Below are 18,740 nucleotides of genomic sequence, written 5' to 3'. Positions count from 1 at the left end.
TTTCACATGAGAATACCAGCCGTCAGTTGCTTCTTCTAGGAGCAGTGACGGTTTTTTATATTCACAAATTTGTAATATTTTAGTTGTGTTTTATCTGATTTAATATTAAAAATTCTACCTATTATTCCGATACTCTTAATAGACAAAAAAATGAAATTAAAGGAGTCCTTCTAAAATGAGTCAACATCCTTACACTATCGAAGTAGATCAAGCCATGAAAATGGTACATATGGCGGTGAATGGAGTTTTTAGCCAGGAGGAGTATGATAGCTTTGTAAAAGATTATGTAGCCAAAACCTCATCCATTCAGGCGTCCAGCTTTACACTCAAGGTAGATTGTACCCAGATGGCACTTTTGGGTCCGGGAGAAGTGGAAAAATTGAAGGGCTCATTTGTACGTTATAAAGAAACTGGATTTACCAAAGTAATCTTTGGCATCAGCCTTCAACAAACCATTATTAAAATGCAGCTTGGTCGAGTAGCACGCGAAGCAGGATTAAACAACGTAGATATTGTTGTACAATAATGCGCTGACGTATGTGTAAGGGGGAAGCCTGATGAGCCATATCAAAATAAAAGCACTGGGTGTGTACCATCCGTCCCATTCGTTGGATAACGAATACTATGTTCGCCATTTTGACGAGCGGGGCAAAGATATTCGACGCTTCATGGAGCATATGGGTAGAAAACAGCGTTATATCATTGATGATCCGAACGAAAACGGTCTAACAATGGGAATTGCGGCTGCGCAAAAAGCTCTGGAACAGGCTGGTATGACAGGCCGTGACGTGGATATGATCGTGTTCTCCACTCAAGTTCCTGAGTCACTGTTTCCGATGAATGCATTGTTTGTTCACCAGGCGATTGGGGCCAGACATGATGTGGCCGTGATGGATTCCAACGCGAATTGTGCAGGGATGACAGTCGCTGTCGATCAAGCCAGTCGGTCGATGTTATCTAATCCTGACGTGCGGACAGCGCTTATTATCGGTTCGGATTATAATTCACTCATTTCCGGTCCGGAGGATGAGATTACTTATGCGAACTATGGAGATGCTGCATGTGCGGCTATTTTGGAGCGTACAGAAGAAGACACCGGATTTATAGATTCTATGTATTTTACGGACCCAGTCAATATAGATAAAATTTTGTACCCGGCTCAGGGGTTAGCGGCAACACTCCAAAGGAACGCCCCCGGAAAATATATTCAGTGGCTTCCGTTCGACGCCAATATGGCTTTGCCTCCAACATTTGATCTGCTTGAACGCATTTTAAAAAAGAATGGGCTGACGCCTCGCGATGTACGGGCTTATTGTCTGTCTCAGTTCTCGCTAGCAAATGTATTGAAGATTCAGGATCACTTGGAGCTAGAGGATGCCCAAATGATTTATGTGGGTGATCGATATGGTTACACAGGTACCAGTAGCCCGTTCATTGCTCTATATGAAGGTATTGAATCGGGTCGTATCCGGCGCGGTGATTATGTACTGTTCTGGACGATTGGAGCTGGATATCAACTAGTTGCTATGTTATTTAAATACTAGGAATATGAAGACCTTGCAGCTGCAAGGTCTTTTTGTGTATCACAAATTGACAATTGTAATGATTTGGTTGTGTTATGTTTGATTGTTTTGTAAAATTTAAGCATTGAGTACATAAGGGAGAGCTTATATTGCGGACATCGGATAGCATGACAATTATGACAGAAAACATGGCACACAATTCATAATAGGAGCTGAAGGGTCATTAAGATCGAAAATTTATTTTATGGAGAACGAATAAAACTAGCCGCAGTCAGGGAAGAAGATGCCCAAGTGATGTTCAAATGGGGTGAGGATGCGAAGTATCTGCGAAATGTAGATACGGATTTGGCGCTCCCTTACACGTTGAAACAGATGGAGTCAGAAGGATCTCCCAGCTCTAACGAGGTCTATTTTCGATTAAGAACATTGGCAGATGATGTCTTGATCGGATTTGTTGCTATCCACGGAATTGAGTGGAATAATCGCAGCGGGCAGCTGGCAATAGGTATAGGTAATACGGACTACCGTGGCAAGGGTTTTGGGGCAGAAGCTGTAGGTCTCATTCTACGTTATGCGTTTTATGAGCTCAATTTAAATCGGGTCGGCTTGGATGTGATTGAGTACAATACACAAGCGATCCGAACTTATGAGAAGGCGGGGTTCCAGCTTGAGGGTAGAGTTCGTTCCGCTGTTCTTCGTGATGGTAACAGTTATGATCGTATCATGATGGGTATCCTGTATTCTGAATGGAGCTCGACTGTTCAAGTATAATAGATACACAATTTGTTCATAAAATATTCCATAATAAGCCTTTTAATAACGTGAAAAGAGGTTTATAGTTAAGGGGTCACATGCCCAAATCATTATTAATTTGAGTATGAGTCAAAGCTGAGGAGGAATTTACATGGCAAACGTTGTAAGGTCCGTCACTTCACCCAAGAAATTTATTTCTGGACAAAATCTGCTCTCGTCGTTAAATGACTATATTAAGGATTATGGAGATAAAGCCTTTGTTATTTGTGATGAGTTCATACTTGAAAGGGCCCAAAAGGAGGCAGGTGCTTCGATTGAAGCAGCTGGTAACCAGGTGGTCTTCGAGAAATTCCAATATGAATGTACAAAAGAAGAGATTGGTCGTAACCGCGAATTGGTGCGTAAACATGGTTCGAACATTATCATAGGGATTGGCGGGGGAAAAACGTTGGATACCGCCAAGGCAACGGCTTATTATGAAAAGCTGCCTGTTGTTATTTTCCCAACGATTGCTTCTACAGATGCTCCTTGCACCGCGCTTGCGGTTATATACAAAAAAGATGGCTCTTTTGATGAATATCTGTTCCTGCCTACTAATCCAGACGTTGTACTGGCGGATACAGGCATTCTGGCAGCAGCGCCTGCACGTTTCTTTGCAGCTGGAATCGGTGACGCACTGGCCACTTATTTTGAAGCTCGTGCTTGCTATCAGGCTAACGGGGATAACCTGGTTCTGAACAAGCCTTCCACTACAGGACTGGGACTTGCTCGTCTTTGTTATGATACGTTGCTGGAAAATGCTGTGAAGGCCAAACGTGCTGTAGATCGTAAAGTATATACTCGTGCGGTGGAGGATACGATTGAAGCTACCATTTATCTGAGCGGTGTTGGTGCAGAATCAGGTGGGTTGGCAGCAGCACACGCCATTCATAACGGCATGACGGCTGTTCCTTCGCTTCATAAAGCACAGCATGGTGAGAAAGTTACATTCGGTTTGTTAACCCAGCTAGTGCTGGAAAATGCACCGAAGGAAGAACTGGAAACCGTGATTAAACTGGTTAAGGATGTAGGGCTTCCATTGACGCTTCGTGACTTGGGTGTAGAGGAATTTGTTGAGGCTGAATGGCGCCAAGTGGCTGAAGCTGCTTGTGCATCGAATGATACAATGGTCAACATGCCGTTCCCGGTTAGTCCTACTGACGTGTACAATGCAATCATTGCAGCGAATGCAATAGCAGAATCCTATCAAGAATAGTTTCTTCCTAAATCACGAAAATGGGTTTACAAAAACGGGTCTGTCACATCACTGGCAGACCCGTTTCGTTTACGTGCACTAACATGTGAAACGAAAGAGGGTACCAGGGACTTATATCCTATCTTGTTCTGACCGATATACATGTAACAGGGAAATTAGGTTGGTTACACAGCAGGAGGAGATTTGATGTTGGTGCATGGTAAAACACGTAGGGGCAACTTGTACATCCATATGTCCAGCGGTTTTCACAAAATTGGAGATTATCGGGAAGAATATTCTGTAGCACCGGGTGATCGGCTGATGTCTAGACTGTCCAAGCGGATCTACACCATTGTATCCGTACATCTTGGCGAAGAGGCGTATGCCGATATTGATCTAGAAGAGGTTATTAGAAATAGTTAGAGTGCTTTATTTGGATTTGGTATAAAAAAGCTTCCACTTTGCTCCTAGAGCGAAGTGGAAGCTTTTTTCTTTCAGCGTAGGGACTCATGAAGAAGGTCTCGTGTGATGATATTATTTTGGTTCATAAAATGCCTGATTGCTGCTTGTGAATTGGTTGCAGACAGCTCCTTTCCCCATGTCATGGCATAGGCCCAGGCTGGCTGATTTTGCAGCACCTTCGCACTCGGCAGAATATCACTTTCTCCGATTCCCATAGGCTTGCCCTGCGCAAGCTTTAGCAATTCGGTGTAGTAGGAGGGTTTGTAATCATTGTTATAGATATCAGCTGCAAGAATATCTACCCGGTTAATACCTGGGAAGGACAAATTATAGGGAGTACTATATGCGTTTGGAGCATTGGGACTCCACACCCACAACAGGTTATTCAGATGATGGACATGAGTGAACCGATCATACATTAGATTCCACAACTTAGCGTAATTTTGCTTGTTCCCCCACCAAAACCAGTTGCCGTTCATTTCATGATAGGGCCTCCATAAAACAGGTACATCCGCGTCTCGTAAGGTCTTAAGGGACAGAGCCACCTCATCCAGATCGGCGATCAGTTGTTTATATTGCGGGGTACCCGGCGTGATGTAACGATTAAATTCAGCTTGAGTAATTTTTGCTTGTACGTTTTTCCACGTTTTGGGTTTGCCCGGTAGCGCCTGATGGAAGGTAACAGCTACGATTCCGCCGTCCTGACTCCATTGGATAGCACTATTCACAACATGCTGACGTTGCTCTCGTAGGGCCGTACGGGACTGGTTAGCCAATCCTCCAAACTCATAGCCGTGAAGTCCTGCGTATTGTCCGCTGATTTGTTGTAGCTTGTTATTTTGTTCATCCGGTGCCTCTAAGTAATCATGCTGCCCGGAAATTAGCATATCATCCGGTACATTAGATAGGTAGGCAAGTAATTGCTTGGCTTTGGCAGAGGCCTGAACATTAATTGGCGGGGCGGCATCGGCAACAATGAATGATTGCTGAGAGCCGCTGAAGAGTAAAACAAGCATTAGCAGTAGCACCCTCTGTAACCAAAAGCGTGTTGAGTGAGATTTCATGGCGCTCCTCCTTTGATGCATGGTAATGGGATTAGTATTTTTCTTTTTGCTTTCTAAGCTGTATATAGGCGCTAATAATAATCACCAGCAGACTAATCGTGGCCCATCCATTGAATTCCTGTGAGTGTATCCAGTTGTCCCATACAAGGAAGACTAAAATTACAACGAGCAAACCCATTGCAAGATACATTTTGGTTTGTGCTGGACGTTGGGTTCGTTTTGAAATCCAATGTATGATGCCGAGAACTATGGCTGCCTGAAATAAAAATATGCCCATCATCATTAAACTTGCTATAAAGATTGGGGACATCGGTATCCTCCTCCTGGGTTTACAAACAGAATATGCAGGTTGTAACCGGGATGTGGATTCTTAGATGTCAATTTAATTACAGGTTGAGTAAACAATTGAGCGCTGGTTACGATCTTGAACAAGTTGACTAAATTATACCATAACTACCGTCCTGCAATGAAAGACGTCTAAATACCCACTCTACCTTGATTCGACATCATACTTTATATTCAGCGAAATATTGACATATGGATGTACACTTCACATATATGAAGATGCAATCAGAAATATATGGTAAGTATATGCATAAGAGCAACGCGAAATCGACGGAAAAGTTTGGTATGATTAAAGTGGATTGAAAAGGAGGTGCTCTTATGAATGAAGAAAACAGACCATTCTCTAGATCAGCAGATGCTGAAGGAGCCAAAGCGAACTTTGATGCCAATCAGCGGAAGCTTCACTCCGAGGGAGTGCCTAGCTTATGGCGTCAGGTCAGCAACCTGCTGATTCTGGTTGGCGTGATTGCATTGATTATCATTTTAGGTCGAGTGCTCTGAATGAGATATCCCAAAGAAGCCGAAAAGAATTTGAAGAATTAGGGATGTGAAATGGTGTTAAAGGCAGCTTTACTTTTTATATTGGCTGGCATCGCTGAAATTGGAGGAGGATATTTGATTTGGCAGTGGCTGCGTGAAGGGAAGACATGGTATGTTGGACTTTGCGGCGGAGTAATTTTGGCTGTGTATGGAATCATTGCTACCTTTCAGGTTTTTTCTTCCTTTGGGCGTGTATATGCAGCATACGGAGGTGTCTTTATTGTTCTTTCCATTGCATGGGGCTGGTGGATCGATAAAAAGACACCTGACTTGTACGATTTCATTGGTGGATTGATTTGTTTGGTCGGTATAGCTGTAATCCTGTTTCCGCGACCAGGATGATAGGACGAAAAACCCTATTTTATTTTTTGAAAACATGACTATAGGTCTACAAAAATAAGCTTCATATTCCGAAATAGAACTTAAGGAGGGGGTTCTATGAACTGGAATCAAATGAAGCTTAGATTGAAATTTGGTAGTGCTGTACCGAAGAGTGAAGGTAATTTCTCTTTTGGTATCATATGTGGACTCTTAATCAGCATCGTGCTGTGGATATCAATCATTGGCTGGATCATGCTGATTTTTAAGTGATTTTACGAAATCACTGTACATATCAAAACAAATGAATTAAGGACTGCTCACAAACCTGTGTCCTATTACCCATGCTTTATTTTGTGAAATCGTTACGTAACTTGTCTATCCCGCGACCTATGGCTTCATCAATCATATCAGTAGTAGCAGGTGTATCTTCATCGGTGTCAGGAATGCGATTAAATCCTGGCTCGCGCTTGTCCAGGGATTGTTTATGTTCGATTTGATCGTCAGTACGATTCTTTTCAGAGTTATTATCTCTCATAGCACATCACAGCTCCTTTTATTAGGTACATTCAGCTTCTATACTTTACATAAACGCTTGTGCTTCAGACTAAACGTTGATAAAAATAAAACCGGGGGGAGTAAATCCCGCCCGGCACTTCCCAAACAACTAGCGATGCTCAATCAGATCAATCGCTCCCAGAACTACATGAGCCAGTCCGAAACCGAGAATGCCTGTAGCTGCAAGTTTGTACTTACTGCTCAGCAACACAGCGCCTGAAGCCGATACTACCGTTCCAAGAACAGCTGGAATCATACCTTCACGCATTCGTAACACCCCTTCTGGTAGTTTGGAAAGACGTTTATTAGTGTAATTCAAATGTGCACAAGTTATACAAAAAGAGAATTTTATTATTTTTAAAAAAAACACTTTACAATTCGATAAAATTATCGTATTATATGTTGGTGCCCAATTGAACGACATTTACATAACGAGAACACTTCTTAATCAGATGTGTGTTTCTCAGATACTTGTAAGACAAGTAAGTGTGAAGATTAGCGTTCCTAAATTTATGCCGGGGTGGCGGAATTGGCAGACGCACAGGACTTAAAATCCTGCGGTAGGTGACTACCGTACCGGTTCGATCCCGGTCCTCGGCACTATCGTTTTTTTCTTGAATCCCTTGATTATCAAGGGATTTTTTATTTTTTAGTGATTGAAATCATGACTTCCATATCACAGGGAGCGAGCGCCTTTTTCGCTCTTGGGGACGGATTGGGGACGAACTTTTGGATCGAAGACATCGAGGTGTGCTGTTGTTTTACGACTAAGCTTCTTGGTGACGTGAGCATAGGTATCTGAAGTCACCTGAGATGTGGAATGTCGCAATCGATGTTGAATCTCCTTGATAGATGCTCCCTGGCCAAGCAAATACGTTGCATTTGTATGGCGGAGACCATGAAGTGATACATTACGGAAGCCGTGCCGCTCACACCAGTTTTTCCACTGCTGGGACGGCGTTGTATGGTAATAGGGTTTCCCTGTACCTGAGTGAAAAACAAAGTTGCGATCCCCGCCTTGCCATGTCCCATTTGCCTTTGCCTCAAACCTTAGTTTACGCATGCCTTTAACATGGACGGCCAGTTCCTCCATATACCATTGTGGCATATCTACATAATCGTTAGATGCTTCATTCTTGGTATCTGTAATGTCCGCCTGGCCATTTTTGGTGCTTGAAATGCTCTCGTCAATCCTCAATCTGTTGTTTTCAAAGTCGCAATCGTCTTCGTCTAAAGCAATTAACTCACCGCGTCGGAATCCTCCCATTATCGCCCCCAAGAAAAAAAGTCTCCATTTAGAGTCTGTATAAAGTAATTTATCAATTACCTCGACTGCCTCATCTTCTTCAAAGTAATTTTTGCGGTCTTTGCGGGCCTTTTTATCCTCTTTGCTAATTTGTGGACGTTTAACACCTTCCAGGGGATTTTTGGTCAGTACACGCCATTCTACAGCTCGTTGGAATATGCTATTTGTTACATCGTAAGCATACTGGATTGTACGCGATGCAAGAGTAGACTTTTCACCTTTTTTATCAACACGGGCGCCGGGCTTTCTCATATCAGCGAACAATTTCACTAAAATCATGGTTGTAATTTCATCAATAGGCATATGGCCAATTTTCGGCAGAACGTGATTGTTGATTTTGGAGCAGTGAGATTCCAAGGTAGTTCCGTTCTTTAATTCTATTACGGCGTACTTCGGAACCCACTCATTTTCATAAAAATTTTTAAACGTCAGCTTGCTGGGTTTGATGTAGTTACCGCTTAATACTTCAATTTTAAAAGCAGCTAATTGATCGTCCAAATAATCCTTAAGTTTTCGTGTTGCGTCTTTGTACTTCGGGCAGTTCTCAGACAGCTTCATCAGGGATGGGTCATCGATTTCATGGGTCTTATCAGGCCGGTTCCGAGTACCGTCAGCGTGATACCCAAGATCAACCCGGAGCCTCCATGTATACTTTCCTCTTTTTTCAATACTACCCTTCAAAATAATCCCTCCAAACAAACATATGTTCGATATTTATTTATGATTAAACAGCCTTGCGGCTGGAAAGCGCAAAGTTTAATAAAAAATATGAAATATTTCAGGAATCCCACATCTAAGCAGGAATTGTTGTTTAGTCTCGCCTTGTTCCGGCGCATTAAAACCGATTAGCAGGTGGACAGCTAACCGATGCGCTTGCCGTTCCAACTTGTCCACTGAATAAAAAGTGTTGCTTCTAAGGAACGGCGTATTTATACCTGGGTGAAGAATTGCATGTCCAAGCTCATGCGCACTTGTGTAAATGGCTTGTTCTCGACTAAGTCGATTGTTGATGTGTATGACAGGTAAGCGATTAGTATTAGAATAATACCCCCATGTTTGTTTCCCTAAGTGTTCAAAAAGAACCACAATTTTTCTCTCAGTTGCAATCTCTAAAGGTGAATTGGTTCCGTGGGTTAGAATGAGTTCGCGAGCTTTTTTCTTTTCTATCATCTCGGTGCCCCCGGAAGTTCATTTTCTATATTTTTTAGGCGTGAATTTCTTCTTCGCCATCTCACGCGACATACGAAGAGTATTCTCTAAAGAAATTCGAAGCAACTCTCGATCCTCTTCGTCCATTGGTTCCCCCATAAAAGATAACGACGAATCAGAATCAAGGTCGTTCATCATTGCCTCAAGTTTTTTGGCGATGTCCTTTTCATCTTTTTTCGTAAGGGTATGGTAGGGGTTCTCTTTGGGTATATCGTTGTCTGAGTTCCCCATTAAATAATCTACAGTAACTCCAAAATAGTCAGCGATTTTCTGAAGCTTATCCTGTTTCGGAGTGTATTTCCCTTGCTTCCAACTAGTAAAGGTAGCTGTAGTAATTCCCGTTTCTTTCGCAACACGATAAGCCGTAACGTTGTGCTTCTTTAGAAGTTCATCAAATATTTCGTACATAGTTTTCCTCCGTAATTTTTATTTAAAAAAATAAAGTCAGAAAACTAAGCTAATATCCATTGACCGACTCAGAAAACTATGCTAATATACAAACATAACTTAGAAAACTGAGTTAATAACAAAGGTTGTTAGCTGAGAAATCTTATATAACTTAGGTGGCACTTTGATTATATAAGAAATCTTAGCTACCAGTCAATATGTTTTTTACGAAAGGAGTGTGTGACTTGTACGAGAAATTCCTTGTTCTGTTAGAACAATATGGAAAAACACCGTATCAAGTTTCTAAAGACACGGGTGTTTCTACGGCGACATTGACAAATTGGAAGCAGGGAAGATATAAGCCCAAAACAGATAAACTTAAGATTTTGGCTGACTATTTCGGAGTAACTGTTGATTATTTTTTGTCCTAATCGCCACACGAAAGCAAGGTAATTAAATCCCAACGTATTTAAATGAGAATGAGAGAGTGAAGCATCATGATGGGTTTAGAAGATGCAATTCGTGCAATTATCGCTGAGGAAGTAGCAGCAGCTGAACAACGAATTACGGCATTGCTTCCGGCTCATGTAGATAGAACTCTAGATGTCCGTGAAGCTGCGAAACATATTGGTATTTCAGAAAAGTTGATTTATAGCTTATGCAAAACAAATGATATTCCTCATGAAAGATATGGAGTTTCCGGTTCTCGGAGACCGACAATAAAGATTCGTTTATCTGATTTGGAGGCCTGGAGAGCTGAACAAAGAGCTAAGAAATGAAGAAAGGAGAATTAGATTGCTCATTGATATCAACAAAATCAAAGTCAGTGATCGTATCCGTAAGGACTTTGGCGGCATCGAAGAATTGGCCCAAGATATAGAACAAAATGGACTCATTAACCCTATTGTAGTAACACCGGATTATCAGCTTATTGCCGGAGAGCGGCGTTTGAGAGCGCATCAGTTCCTTGGACGCTCAGAAGTGACAGTAAGAATTATGGAAATCAAAGACTTTGAACATCAGCTTCAGCTTGAGATTTCTGAAAATGAACATCGTAAAGAGTTCACTTTTTCTGAACGAGTAGAATGGGCGCGGCGACTTGAAGAGGCCGAACGTTTGAAAGCCAAAGAGCGCATGGCTGGAGGTACGGAAAATTTTCCTGACCAACCTACCGGGCAAGTACGAGACATTGTAGCGGATCAAGCAGGGTTCGGCTCTGGCAGACAGTACGATAAGGCGAAGTTCATCGCTGAGAATGCCACACCGGAGATTATCCAGCAGCTTGATGAAGGATTGATTAGCACTCATAAAGCGTTCGTGGAGACAAAAAACCGATTGGAGGCCGCTGTCCGTGAAGCCGAAGAGAGAGCGGAGCAAGCAGAACTTGACAAGCTTGAGCTGCAAAGACAGTACAAGGATGCCATTCCTGCGGATCAACTTGAGGATGCCGTGTCTGCCGCAGTAGAGCGGCATGAGGAAGAAACCACCGTGTTCATCCGACAGAAGGAAAAAGAAGCTGAAGTACAACTCAAGCAGCGTGACGAATACTGGAAAGGCAAGCTTAAAGAAGATTTGGAGGCTGAGCGCCTTAAAATAGAACAGTTGCGAGGTGGCTATCAAAGAGCTAAGGAAGAACTTGAGACTATCAAGCTCCAGCAGCCAGACGACTTCGACGAACAGCAGGCAGCAGCTCAGATGAAGAAACTTCGTTTTGAGGCTGATAGCAATACGATTCAAGTCAGCATCCATGTAAAGCAGTTTCTACAAAAGGTCGGAATTACTTCATTCATGCTGGGTGCAATAGGTAGTGCTAGTAGTTCTGAAAAGAAGCGGTTGTCCGAAAGCTTGGACATGCTGGAAGCCTTTGTTGAACAGATTCGACCAGCCGTGAACGGCAGGAAGGCGGTAGAGAAATGACATTAATTAATCCTAATCAGCAGCCTGATTTTTTGTCTGTTGTCGAAAAGCAGATGCAGCTTACGGAGGCTCAAGGTATGGCAATTCGTGGCCTTGTGGACGGTATCAAGCAAATGCATTTGGATGTTACTGAAAAAGTGGAAGAAGTTCAGATGATGGTTCAAGAGGTTCGGGATAGCGTGACGCTTACAGATGCTGAATGCTATCAGTTACAGGATGCAGTAAGAATCAGGTCCATTACTCTCACAAAAGATCGTTACAAGGAGACAGATGGAAAATTTAACGAAACGGTCGGGAAATATCGCCGCATGATTTGGAGTAAGTTGAAAGTTTTGTTCTCAGTTGCAAAGTACAGTCACATCCGGCGCATAGATTTTGATGATTCCATTTACTTCGTTAAAGAGTTTCGTCCAGAAGACTACATTTAAAGGGGAGTTGGCTATGACGCTTGAAGAATTGGCTGAGTTGTGGTCTAAGAATTCTTTGCAGCACGCCATTATCGTTCGTAATATCCAGCGTGAGGCGAAGGCAAAATGAGTTACCAAACTCAAACCACTTATTCAATTCCAATCGTGGATGATGAAGGCATCAAGTTTACATTAGATCAACCAGCAGACTCACTTATAGCCGCTGTATTACTCATGCATCGCTGGTTGAATTGTCAACATTCAGTAGATATTGAGATGCTAGAGCTAACAGAGCAGGATAAGGAAAAGCTTTCTCTTCAAAAGGAAAAGGAACTTACTGAACAAAAGCTTCAGGCCATTTATAAAACTCAATATGCTATTACAGATAGTCCGTGGCCTAATCACGTTTGTATTCAGAAGATGAAACATTTTAAGGAACAAGAAAGACGTTTGAAAGCTAAAATATCCGAACTTGAAGCGGAGATATGGAGCTGAGAGAGTTGGACGAGCATAAACAATCTAGGGTGCTTAGAGCACAATTACGCGAGCTATATGAGGACAGTATTGACGCTGTTAAATTTGGACTACCGACTGACGAAATTCATGCTCAAATAGGCATGCTTACTGCCGAACTAAGTGAACTTGAGGAATTTAAAAACGAAGAATATGAAGGGCTAGAGGCTCCTAAGCCATCGGGATACAAGATATCCGGTAAAAAAATAGGATGCTGCAAGCATTGTGAAAAAGAAGTCTTTGAAGGACAAAAAATTCCTAATCCAAAAGAAGAAGGACTTTTCTGTAATTACTATTGCCGTAAGTTATACCGCAAAAGAAAAGACAGAGAAGCCCAGACAAACAATCGTGCTACCAACACGATCATTTAAGAAACATTTCAACGGCAGTATATCACGTAATTTAAAAATTGAAAATAGGAGCGTAATAATATGAACTTAAATAATTTGGTAAATGATGCGATGCAAACAATTCAAAAAAACGGTTTTGTTGAGGAGGTCATTAAAAAGCAACTTGAGACTACTATCAAAAAAGTGATAGAAGATTACTTTGGCAGTTACGGAGATTTCCGTAAAGAGTTAGAAAATCATGTAAAAGAGCAATTGCAAATCGATATGAGAAAACTGGGTATAAGCGGATATAACCTCATGGTTTTGAATGAAGTTAAATCTCAGCTGAATACGGCTCTCCATATTCAAGGTGTGCAAAAAATTAAAGAAAACATGGAACAAATGCTTGTCGGTATTAAACCTGAATACAAGTTGTCTGAATTGATTGAAGCAATGAAGAAAGATGAGAATGATGACCATGAACGAGATGGTGAAAAAATATCTTTCATTTTGGAAGGCGAGGAGGATGGGTATCGTCACATCTATTTTGATCCAGAAAGCGAAAGTAGAGATTCGTGGGGTTCTGAAAAGTCAAAGTACAGATACAAATATCAACTCCACTTGGACAAAGAAGGACACGTCTATGACTCTAAAATTGATGGTCAGAACCTTTCCAATAACAAAGATATTATGACATCGTTCTACCATTTTGAAAAATTGATGTTCCAAATTTTTGCGACTGGAGCCAAGGTTATCGTGGATGAAGACGAAGTTGATACTTATTACGGCGAAGAATATTAATAGAGGGTTAAGGAGTGGCTGCATTGTCTCTACAAAAACAATATACGCTCGGGGAGCTTTATAGTCTTGCGGATCAATGCAGCCATGATTACCCTGCTACACTGGCACGTAAGATTGAATTGCTGACCGAAGTCCAGATTCTCCTGGGGCGCAAGGCAGCTGAGGCCGTAAGGGATTATAAGAAGAAATATGCTGAGAGGAAACGCGTTTATGCTGAAGCATATATTGCAGCAAAGAACCTAAGAGAGCAGCGTGCGGAATTGGCGGTAATTGAACTTCGCATTCAAGAAGCAGATGCAGAAGCTGATAAAGTCCGCTGGAATAATGCTGTAGAAAGTAATGACCAGGTAATAAACTCTTTAAAATATAGCCTCAAGGTTCTGCTAGCGGAGTTTGGAAACAACGCCAGCGGGACTAGATAGTATTCAGAAAGTACCGGGGTGAGGTGAGTGGTAAGTCCCCAATTAAAAGACGGGTTCATAGGAATAGCCAACAGTATTTGGGATGAGATCATAAGCCGGAAGTTTACTGAGAGGCAGCAAAAGATATTAAAACTCATTTTGCGGCTTTCCTACGGATGCCAGAAGAAAAGTGCAACAATCCCTCTACTAACTAATTTTGAGCTGTGTGGTGTACGTATACAGGACGCTAAGAAGGAAATTACCTATCTGAAGCAGTGCAAAGTAATAGAGTGGGACGGTAAGCAAATCTATTCTTTAAATAAAAATTATGATGAATGGCGTGTAAGTCTTGTTAAAGAATGGAACGAGGAAAAATTCAAAGAACTTATTTCAATAAATCTTGCCGTATATAAAGTTACGAAAAGTGTAAGTAAACAGGCGGGTGAAGAAGTGGGAAGTTACGAAAAATGTAAGTCAGGAGTTACGAAAAGTGTAAGTGGCGACTTACGAAAAGTGGAAGTCAAAGAGGATGAAAAACCTTGTGGGAGTAAGGACGAAGGCACTCCTAAAGACATGTTTAAAGACAATATTAAAGACAGTAGTTGTTGTTTAACGCCTGAAAATGAAATCAATTCCAAAGATGAGGGGATACCGTCTTCCCGGCAAGGTACCGTTCCTGCCACTTCTGAAACAGATACTGACTCTGAACAGAATGAAATATCATCTTCGGATATTGATTATCGACAGGCCGTAGCTGATAAATACCTTCGTCGTCGTGGGAAGGGCTTGGAAATAACGATTGCTGATGATCAAGCCATCGACGAGTTAATCAAAGAAGGTGTACCACTTCAAACTGCTTTAGATGGCATAGACCAAGCTTTTGACAATTTCAAACCCAAGCATAAGCGCGACGAGATACGGAGTGTGAGTTATTGCGCGACGATCATTTTCTCCTTGCATGCATTGCGAGAAGTTGATAGCAAGAGCAAAGAGGATGAAACACCACTGGATGAGGTGGAACCGGAAATAGAAGTCCGAACAAGCGAATATACCCAAGTGGACATTCAGAACATGCTTGCAAAATTGAGGGCTAAACAGGGAGGTTAATGCCATATGGAGAGCTTCGGCAAAGAACTAAAGGCATTAATACCCGCTGGTTTTGCCAAGAGACAGGCCGCGGTACTGGAACGTCTAGCAAACCATCCTGAGGTTCAGCGGTTAAAAAGTGAATTTCCTGACCGAACCGAGGATCTGACCGAACCAAAACGATATAGAGATTTGTCACAGCATATAACCTATTGCGATAAATGCAGCGAGTGTCCAGGGTTGCTTGCTTGCCAGAACGAACAGAAGGGGCATGCAAGCGTTGCGGAGCCTAACCCGACCAAAGCTGACGAACTGGTCTTCCGACTTCGGAAATGCCCATTGTTGGTCGCTCACGAAAGAGAACAAGGAATCGGTCAGAGGATCAAGAGCCATTACATCCCGGCTCACATCCTGAATGCCACCTTCGAAGACATTGAACCTGACCCGCAGCGGATATCTGCAATTGCGGCGGCAATAAACTTTTGTGATGAGTTTGTACCAGGTGAAACAACAAAAGGTTTGTACTTTTACGGGCAAATGGGTGTAGGCAAAAGTCGGATTGTTGGAGCCATTGCCCAAGAGTTGGCTAAGCGTGACATAAGCGTACTGATGGTCTATGTTCCCGATTTCCTACTGGAGGTTAAGGATGCAATTAACTCAAAGACAGAGACTGTTGAAAGCAAACTTGATGCTTTGAGAACAGTTCCTGTGTTGATATTGGATGATATTGGGGCCGAGTCATTAACGACTTGGACAAGGGATGAAGTGCTGGGACCGATACTTCAGCGGCGTATGGAACGCTTAACGACGATCTACACATCGAATTTAACCATGAGTGAGTTGAAACATCATTTGGCGAATCCGAAAGACAGCAAGCCGAGTGAACAGAATGATAAAAAGGCGGCCCGGATCATTGAGCGAATAGAACCATTTGTAAAGATACTGCCGGTGGGTGGTAGAAATAGACGGAGGGATTAAGGGTATGTGTAGAACTTGCAGCGGCAGTAAGGTGGCATATCAGTTCAAAGGCTCAATTGTAATGCTGGGACCTTGCCCGGAGTGCAATCCTAATGCGAAAAAGGAGATCAAACCTTATGAATATAGTAGTGGACAGTTCTCTATTAGCTGAGGCTTTAGAAGATACCAGTAAAGCTATTTCAGCCAAAAGTATCATGCCGATACTTGGTTGCTTTTTGATCGAAGCGAATCAAGAGGGGTTAACTGTGACAGGAACTGATGATAGAGCAACAATACAATCATATATTTTCGAGGAGCATGTTCAAATCGAACGGAGTGGAAAGGTAGTTCTGCCTGAATTGTTTTTGAAAATGCTCAAGAAATTAAGTGGTGACGTTCGGATTGAGTCTAAAGATGGTATGAATGTGATTATCACGTCCCGGAATAAAGAAATTGAAATGGCAGGATTGGACCCTGAGGAATTCCCTTCACCACCTACTATAAATGACGATGAATATATTGAAATTACAGGGAAAGACCTAAGGGGACTATTCAAAAAGGCTATCTTTGCAGCGGACATTGATGGTAAAGGCATGCCTATACTAACTGGAGCAAATGTCTACCTCAAGGATGGAAAAATAGGAATGGAAGCAACCAATAGGCATCGCCTTTCAAAAGCAGAAAAGGATATTGAATCAGGCGATTTTGGTAGTGCCGTGATCGAGGCGAGAGGACTAGTTGAACTACAGAAGATCATTACAGATAAGGACGATGTCCAATTTGGCTTTTCAAAGGGGAAGGATGATCGGGTAGTCTATGCCTTTGCTCGCACAGAGAGATTCACTTTTTACTCTCGTGTTCTAGAGGGTGAGTATCCAGACATACACCAGATGGTTATTGTACCTGATAGTGGTACGAGGATTGAGATAAATAAACAAGAATTCTTGGAATCAGTTGAACTTATTTACACTCTGGCAAAAGAAGAAAAAAATAATATGGTCAAGCTTGATATAACTGAAAAAGAAATAAATATTCGTGGAAAAGGAAAGCAAACGGGCAAGGCAAGCGAAAGTATTGTGCCCACTAAGTTTACGGGACAGGAGTTATCTATATCTTTGAATTCTAAGTATGCTATAGATGCTTTAAAAGCTTTGGATGGGGAAAAAGTTACCTTGGTTTTTGCAGGCAAAACGAAGTCTATTTTCATTCTTAGCAATGAAGATAATCAAAGCATTCATATTGTACAACCTTATAGGACGGTAGATTAATGAGTAAATACAATGCTAAAAAAGTGATTGTTACAGCCAATGGAACACTATTCGAGGAATGGTTGGTAAAGAAATATAACCTTGATGTGACTGGTATTCGCTTCGACAGCAAAATGGAAGGTGAGTATTATCAGGAATTGCTCATGCAGAAGCAGCTTGGGGAAATAAAGGGTTTTGTTTGTCAGCCCAAATACGTCCTACAGGAAAGCCCGAAGGTGACCTACATCGCAGATTTCCTTGTTACTGATCTTGACGGAAGCCAGCGAGTAATTGACATAAAGGGAGTTGAAACGGCTACCTTTAGAGTGAAGCTGAAGCTTTTCCTACTAAAATACCCGACTTTACCAATTGAAATACTTGTAAAGCGGCGTGGAGAATTTATCCCTACACAGCAGGCCAAGAAAGAACGGGCAGATCGAAAGCGAGCAATCAATAAATTAGTAAAACGAGCCGAAGGAGAGATTAAAAATGTCAGAACTGGCCGGAATAAAAGTCAGATTCACCGTAATCAAAAATGAGGATGCTGAGAATTACCTTGATGATCAGGATAAAAGTGAGTTATCCCGCATCCTTTGGAAAATCCAAGAGTTGCGACATCTGAATGGAAAGCCAGCTTTAAATACCTATCTGGTAGTTAACACCGACGAAACATATGCGGCTGATATAGTCCGCATCATGCAGGCTAATAACCATTGGGGACCAGTGATTGACCCTAATCAGGCGGAGTTGAAGTATGACGGAGATATGCTTATTCTATCGGAGACGGAGGAGGCGATTAAATGAAGCACTCTCAAAATGAAATTGAACGTCCAGAAGTAACACAACGGATCATAGAATTGCTGGACAAGCAAAACGAGAAAGGTCTAAAGAAGTATGGAACCACCATAGACCAGGTATCCGATACAGCATATGACTGGAAACTCATGGCCTTGGAAGAGGCAGCTGATTTGATTCAATACCTTCAGAAAGAAGTCATTCGACTCGAAAGGTTGCTAAACCCGATCTAAGAGGAAAACAAAAGGAGCATAGAGGTCCTCAATCCTCTTGCTCCTCAGTAATAAACAAATCTTCAATGGTAACATCTAGCGCTTTAGCGATAGCAAATAAATGCCAGGCTTCATGGCGACTATTTTTATCAAATCTACTAATTGAACCTTGTGGAATTCCAGTCATTTCAGACAATTCCATTTGAATGATACCTTTCTTTTTTAACAAAGGCGTCAAATTCGGTTTCACTTTAAGCAATGCAATTCACCTCTCAGTCGAATTATACGATACCGAATATTTATTAGCAACATGCATTGACTCTATATTCGATATCGTATATTATTAGGTCAAGAGTCATAATTCGATATACGATAT

Annotated in this window: 30 protein-coding genes and 1 tRNA gene; 23 read left to right on the top strand and 8 right to left on the bottom strand. The window is 41.9% G+C overall.

The features are described 5' to 3' along the window. Positions 1 to 175 precede the first annotated feature (175 nt). The 5 genes from KAI36_RS17370 to KAI36_RS17350 all read left to right on the top strand — a co-directional run bounded on the left by KAI36_RS17370 (position 176) and on the right by KAI36_RS17350 (position 3,933). Complete coding sequence (locus KAI36_RS17370) at positions 176 to 526, top strand: hypothetical protein (protein ID WP_220025560.1); 351 nt, start codon at positions 176 to 178, stop codon at positions 524 to 526. Positions 527 to 557: 31 nt separating this feature from the next. Beyond that, on the top strand, positions 558 to 1,544 hold the full coding sequence (locus KAI36_RS17365) for a ketoacyl-ACP synthase III (protein ID WP_220025559.1): 987 nt from the start codon (positions 558 to 560) through the stop codon (positions 1,542 to 1,544). 201 nt (positions 1,545 to 1,745) lie between these two features. Continuing rightward, positions 1,746 to 2,294 carry a GNAT family N-acetyltransferase gene (locus KAI36_RS17360; RefSeq protein WP_220028158.1) on the top strand — a complete coding sequence of 183 codons (549 nt, stop codon included), beginning with the start codon at positions 1,746 to 1,748 and terminating at the stop codon, positions 2,292 to 2,294. Positions 2,295 to 2,427: 133 nt separating this feature from the next. Continuing rightward, entirely contained in the window at positions 2,428 to 3,531 is a 1,104-nt protein-coding gene (locus KAI36_RS17355; protein WP_220025558.1) for a glycerol dehydrogenase, read from the top strand. A gap of 186 nt (positions 3,532 to 3,717) precedes the next feature. Continuing rightward, positions 3,718 to 3,933 (top strand): hypothetical protein, encoded by a 216-nt coding sequence (locus tag KAI36_RS17350; RefSeq protein ID WP_013311038.1) that lies wholly within the window; start codon positions 3,718 to 3,720, stop codon positions 3,931 to 3,933. Positions 3,934 to 4,004: 71 nt separating this feature from the next. Here KAI36_RS17350 and KAI36_RS17345 read toward each other — a convergent pair whose 3' ends face one another. After that, positions 4,005 to 5,036, bottom strand: a complete 1,032-nt coding sequence (locus KAI36_RS17345; RefSeq protein WP_220025557.1) for a glycosyl hydrolase — start codon at positions 5,034 to 5,036, stop codon at positions 4,005 to 4,007. 31 nt (positions 5,037 to 5,067) lie between these two features. Further along, a complete protein-coding gene (locus KAI36_RS17340) occupies positions 5,068 to 5,346 on the bottom strand; it encodes a hypothetical protein (RefSeq protein WP_220025556.1) in 279 nt (92 codons plus the stop codon). A 353-nt stretch (positions 5,347 to 5,699) separates the two neighbouring features. On the opposite strand from KAI36_RS17340, the gene KAI36_RS17335 reads away from it, so the two are divergent. The 3 genes from KAI36_RS17335 (at position 5,700) to KAI36_RS17325 (ending at position 6,512) form a co-directional block, all read left to right on the top strand. Continuing rightward, entirely contained in the window at positions 5,700 to 5,882 is a 183-nt protein-coding gene (locus tag KAI36_RS17335) for a hypothetical protein (protein WP_029517708.1), read from the top strand. A gap of 54 nt (positions 5,883 to 5,936) precedes the next feature. Further along, positions 5,937 to 6,263, top strand: coding sequence for a YnfA family protein (locus tag KAI36_RS17330; protein ID WP_025723546.1), 327 nt, complete (start codon positions 5,937 to 5,939; stop codon positions 6,261 to 6,263). A gap of 96 nt (positions 6,264 to 6,359) precedes the next feature. Further along, a complete protein-coding gene (locus tag KAI36_RS17325) occupies positions 6,360 to 6,512 on the top strand; it encodes a hypothetical protein (protein ID WP_179085923.1) in 153 nt (50 codons plus the stop codon). A gap of 76 nt (positions 6,513 to 6,588) precedes the next feature. Here the strand turns inward: KAI36_RS17325 and KAI36_RS17320 are convergent, their stop codons facing one another. Continuing rightward, positions 6,589 to 6,777 (bottom strand): hypothetical protein, encoded by a 189-nt coding sequence (locus KAI36_RS17320; RefSeq protein ID WP_220025555.1) that lies wholly within the window; start codon positions 6,775 to 6,777, stop codon positions 6,589 to 6,591. A gap of 129 nt (positions 6,778 to 6,906) precedes the next feature. Next, on the bottom strand, positions 6,907 to 7,065 hold the full coding sequence (locus KAI36_RS17315; protein WP_013311032.1) for a hypothetical protein: 159 nt from the start codon (positions 7,063 to 7,065) through the stop codon (positions 6,907 to 6,909). A gap of 246 nt (positions 7,066 to 7,311) precedes the next feature. On the opposite strand from KAI36_RS17315, the gene KAI36_RS17310 reads away from it, so the two are divergent. After that, positions 7,312 to 7,397: transfer RNA gene (locus KAI36_RS17310), tRNA-Leu, on the top strand. A 76-nt stretch (positions 7,398 to 7,473) separates the two neighbouring features. Here KAI36_RS17310 and KAI36_RS17305 read toward each other — a convergent pair. The 3 genes from KAI36_RS17305 to KAI36_RS17295 form a co-directional block, all read right to left on the bottom strand. Then, positions 7,474 to 8,784: a tyrosine-type recombinase/integrase gene (locus tag KAI36_RS17305; protein WP_220025554.1), complete on the bottom strand. Its 1,311-nt coding sequence runs from the start codon at positions 8,782 to 8,784 to the stop codon at positions 7,474 to 7,476. A gap of 75 nt (positions 8,785 to 8,859) precedes the next feature. Further along, positions 8,860 to 9,273, bottom strand: a complete 414-nt coding sequence (locus tag KAI36_RS17300) for an ImmA/IrrE family metallo-endopeptidase (RefSeq protein ID WP_254664495.1) — start codon at positions 9,271 to 9,273, stop codon at positions 8,860 to 8,862. Between the two features lie 18 nt (positions 9,274 to 9,291). Then, positions 9,292 to 9,720, bottom strand: coding sequence for a helix-turn-helix domain-containing protein (locus KAI36_RS17295; RefSeq protein WP_076264692.1), 429 nt, complete (start codon positions 9,718 to 9,720; stop codon positions 9,292 to 9,294). A gap of 224 nt (positions 9,721 to 9,944) precedes the next feature. Between KAI36_RS17295 and KAI36_RS17290 the strand changes: the two genes are divergently transcribed. The 14 genes from KAI36_RS17290 (at position 9,945) to KAI36_RS17225 (ending at position 18,385) form a co-directional block, all read left to right on the top strand. Then, positions 9,945 to 10,130: a helix-turn-helix domain-containing protein gene (locus KAI36_RS17290; RefSeq protein ID WP_068942310.1), complete on the top strand. Its 186-nt coding sequence runs from the start codon at positions 9,945 to 9,947 to the stop codon at positions 10,128 to 10,130. Positions 10,131 to 10,196: 66 nt separating this feature from the next. Further along, positions 10,197 to 10,478 carry a helix-turn-helix domain-containing protein gene (locus KAI36_RS17285; protein WP_076264691.1) on the top strand — a complete coding sequence of 94 codons (282 nt, stop codon included), beginning with the start codon at positions 10,197 to 10,199 and terminating at the stop codon, positions 10,476 to 10,478. Positions 10,479 to 10,494: 16 nt separating this feature from the next. Then, positions 10,495 to 11,616 carry a ParB N-terminal domain-containing protein gene (locus KAI36_RS17280; protein WP_220025553.1) on the top strand — a complete coding sequence of 374 codons (1,122 nt, stop codon included), beginning with the start codon at positions 10,495 to 10,497 and terminating at the stop codon, positions 11,614 to 11,616. Next, on the top strand, positions 11,613 to 12,044 hold the full coding sequence (locus tag KAI36_RS17275) for an ORF6C domain-containing protein (protein WP_076264689.1): 432 nt from the start codon (positions 11,613 to 11,615) through the stop codon (positions 12,042 to 12,044). Before KAI36_RS17280 ends, KAI36_RS17275 begins: the two co-directional genes overlap by 4 nt. A 105-nt stretch (positions 12,045 to 12,149) precedes the next feature. Next, positions 12,150 to 12,518 (top strand): hypothetical protein, encoded by a 369-nt coding sequence (locus tag KAI36_RS17270; RefSeq protein ID WP_220025552.1) that lies wholly within the window; start codon positions 12,150 to 12,152, stop codon positions 12,516 to 12,518. 5 nt (positions 12,519 to 12,523) lie between these two features. Next, entirely contained in the window at positions 12,524 to 12,907 is a 384-nt protein-coding gene (locus KAI36_RS17265) for a hypothetical protein (protein WP_258382192.1), read from the top strand. A 60-nt stretch (positions 12,908 to 12,967) separates the two neighbouring features. Then, positions 12,968 to 13,666 (top strand): hypothetical protein, encoded by a 699-nt coding sequence (locus KAI36_RS17260; RefSeq protein ID WP_220025550.1) that lies wholly within the window; start codon positions 12,968 to 12,970, stop codon positions 13,664 to 13,666. A gap of 23 nt (positions 13,667 to 13,689) precedes the next feature. After that, complete coding sequence (locus KAI36_RS17255; protein WP_220025549.1) at positions 13,690 to 14,088, top strand: hypothetical protein; 399 nt, start codon at positions 13,690 to 13,692, stop codon at positions 14,086 to 14,088. A 27-nt stretch (positions 14,089 to 14,115) separates the two neighbouring features. Then, positions 14,116 to 15,174 (top strand): replication protein, encoded by a 1,059-nt coding sequence (locus tag KAI36_RS17250; RefSeq protein ID WP_220025548.1) that lies wholly within the window; start codon positions 14,116 to 14,118, stop codon positions 15,172 to 15,174. A 6-nt stretch (positions 15,175 to 15,180) separates the two neighbouring features. Continuing rightward, positions 15,181 to 16,131: a primosomal protein DnaI gene (gene dnaI, locus KAI36_RS17245; protein ID WP_220025547.1), complete on the top strand. Its 951-nt coding sequence runs from the start codon at positions 15,181 to 15,183 to the stop codon at positions 16,129 to 16,131. 116 nt (positions 16,132 to 16,247) lie between these two features. Continuing rightward, complete coding sequence (gene dnaN, locus KAI36_RS17240; protein ID WP_220025546.1) at positions 16,248 to 17,378, top strand: DNA polymerase III subunit beta; 1,131 nt, start codon at positions 16,248 to 16,250, stop codon at positions 17,376 to 17,378. Next, positions 17,378 to 17,896: a DUF1064 domain-containing protein gene (locus KAI36_RS17235; RefSeq protein WP_220025545.1), complete on the top strand. Its 519-nt coding sequence runs from the start codon at positions 17,378 to 17,380 to the stop codon at positions 17,894 to 17,896. The genes dnaN and KAI36_RS17235 overlap by 1 nt, the downstream gene beginning before the upstream one ends. Then, a complete protein-coding gene (locus KAI36_RS17230; RefSeq protein ID WP_220025544.1) occupies positions 17,847 to 18,161 on the top strand; it encodes a hypothetical protein in 315 nt (104 codons plus the stop codon). Before KAI36_RS17235 ends, KAI36_RS17230 begins: the two co-directional genes overlap by 50 nt. Beyond that, positions 18,158 to 18,385, top strand: a complete 228-nt coding sequence (locus KAI36_RS17225; protein ID WP_220025543.1) for a hypothetical protein — start codon at positions 18,158 to 18,160, stop codon at positions 18,383 to 18,385. Before KAI36_RS17230 ends, KAI36_RS17225 begins: the two co-directional genes overlap by 4 nt. Positions 18,386 to 18,413: 28 nt before the next feature. Here KAI36_RS17225 and KAI36_RS17220 read toward each other — a convergent pair whose 3' ends face one another. Beyond that, positions 18,414 to 18,623 (bottom strand): helix-turn-helix domain-containing protein, encoded by a 210-nt coding sequence (locus KAI36_RS17220; RefSeq protein ID WP_061829347.1) that lies wholly within the window; start codon positions 18,621 to 18,623, stop codon positions 18,414 to 18,416. Between the last annotated feature and the right edge of the window lie 117 nt (positions 18,624 to 18,740).

This window comes from Paenibacillus sp. S02, assembly GCF_019454065.1.
GTDB classification, from domain to species: Bacteria; Bacillota; Bacilli; order Paenibacillales; family Paenibacillaceae; genus Paenibacillus; species Paenibacillus polymyxa_B.
The sequence above is the reverse complement of the archived record's forward strand: the minus strand, read 5'-3'. Positions and strand labels throughout refer to the sequence as shown.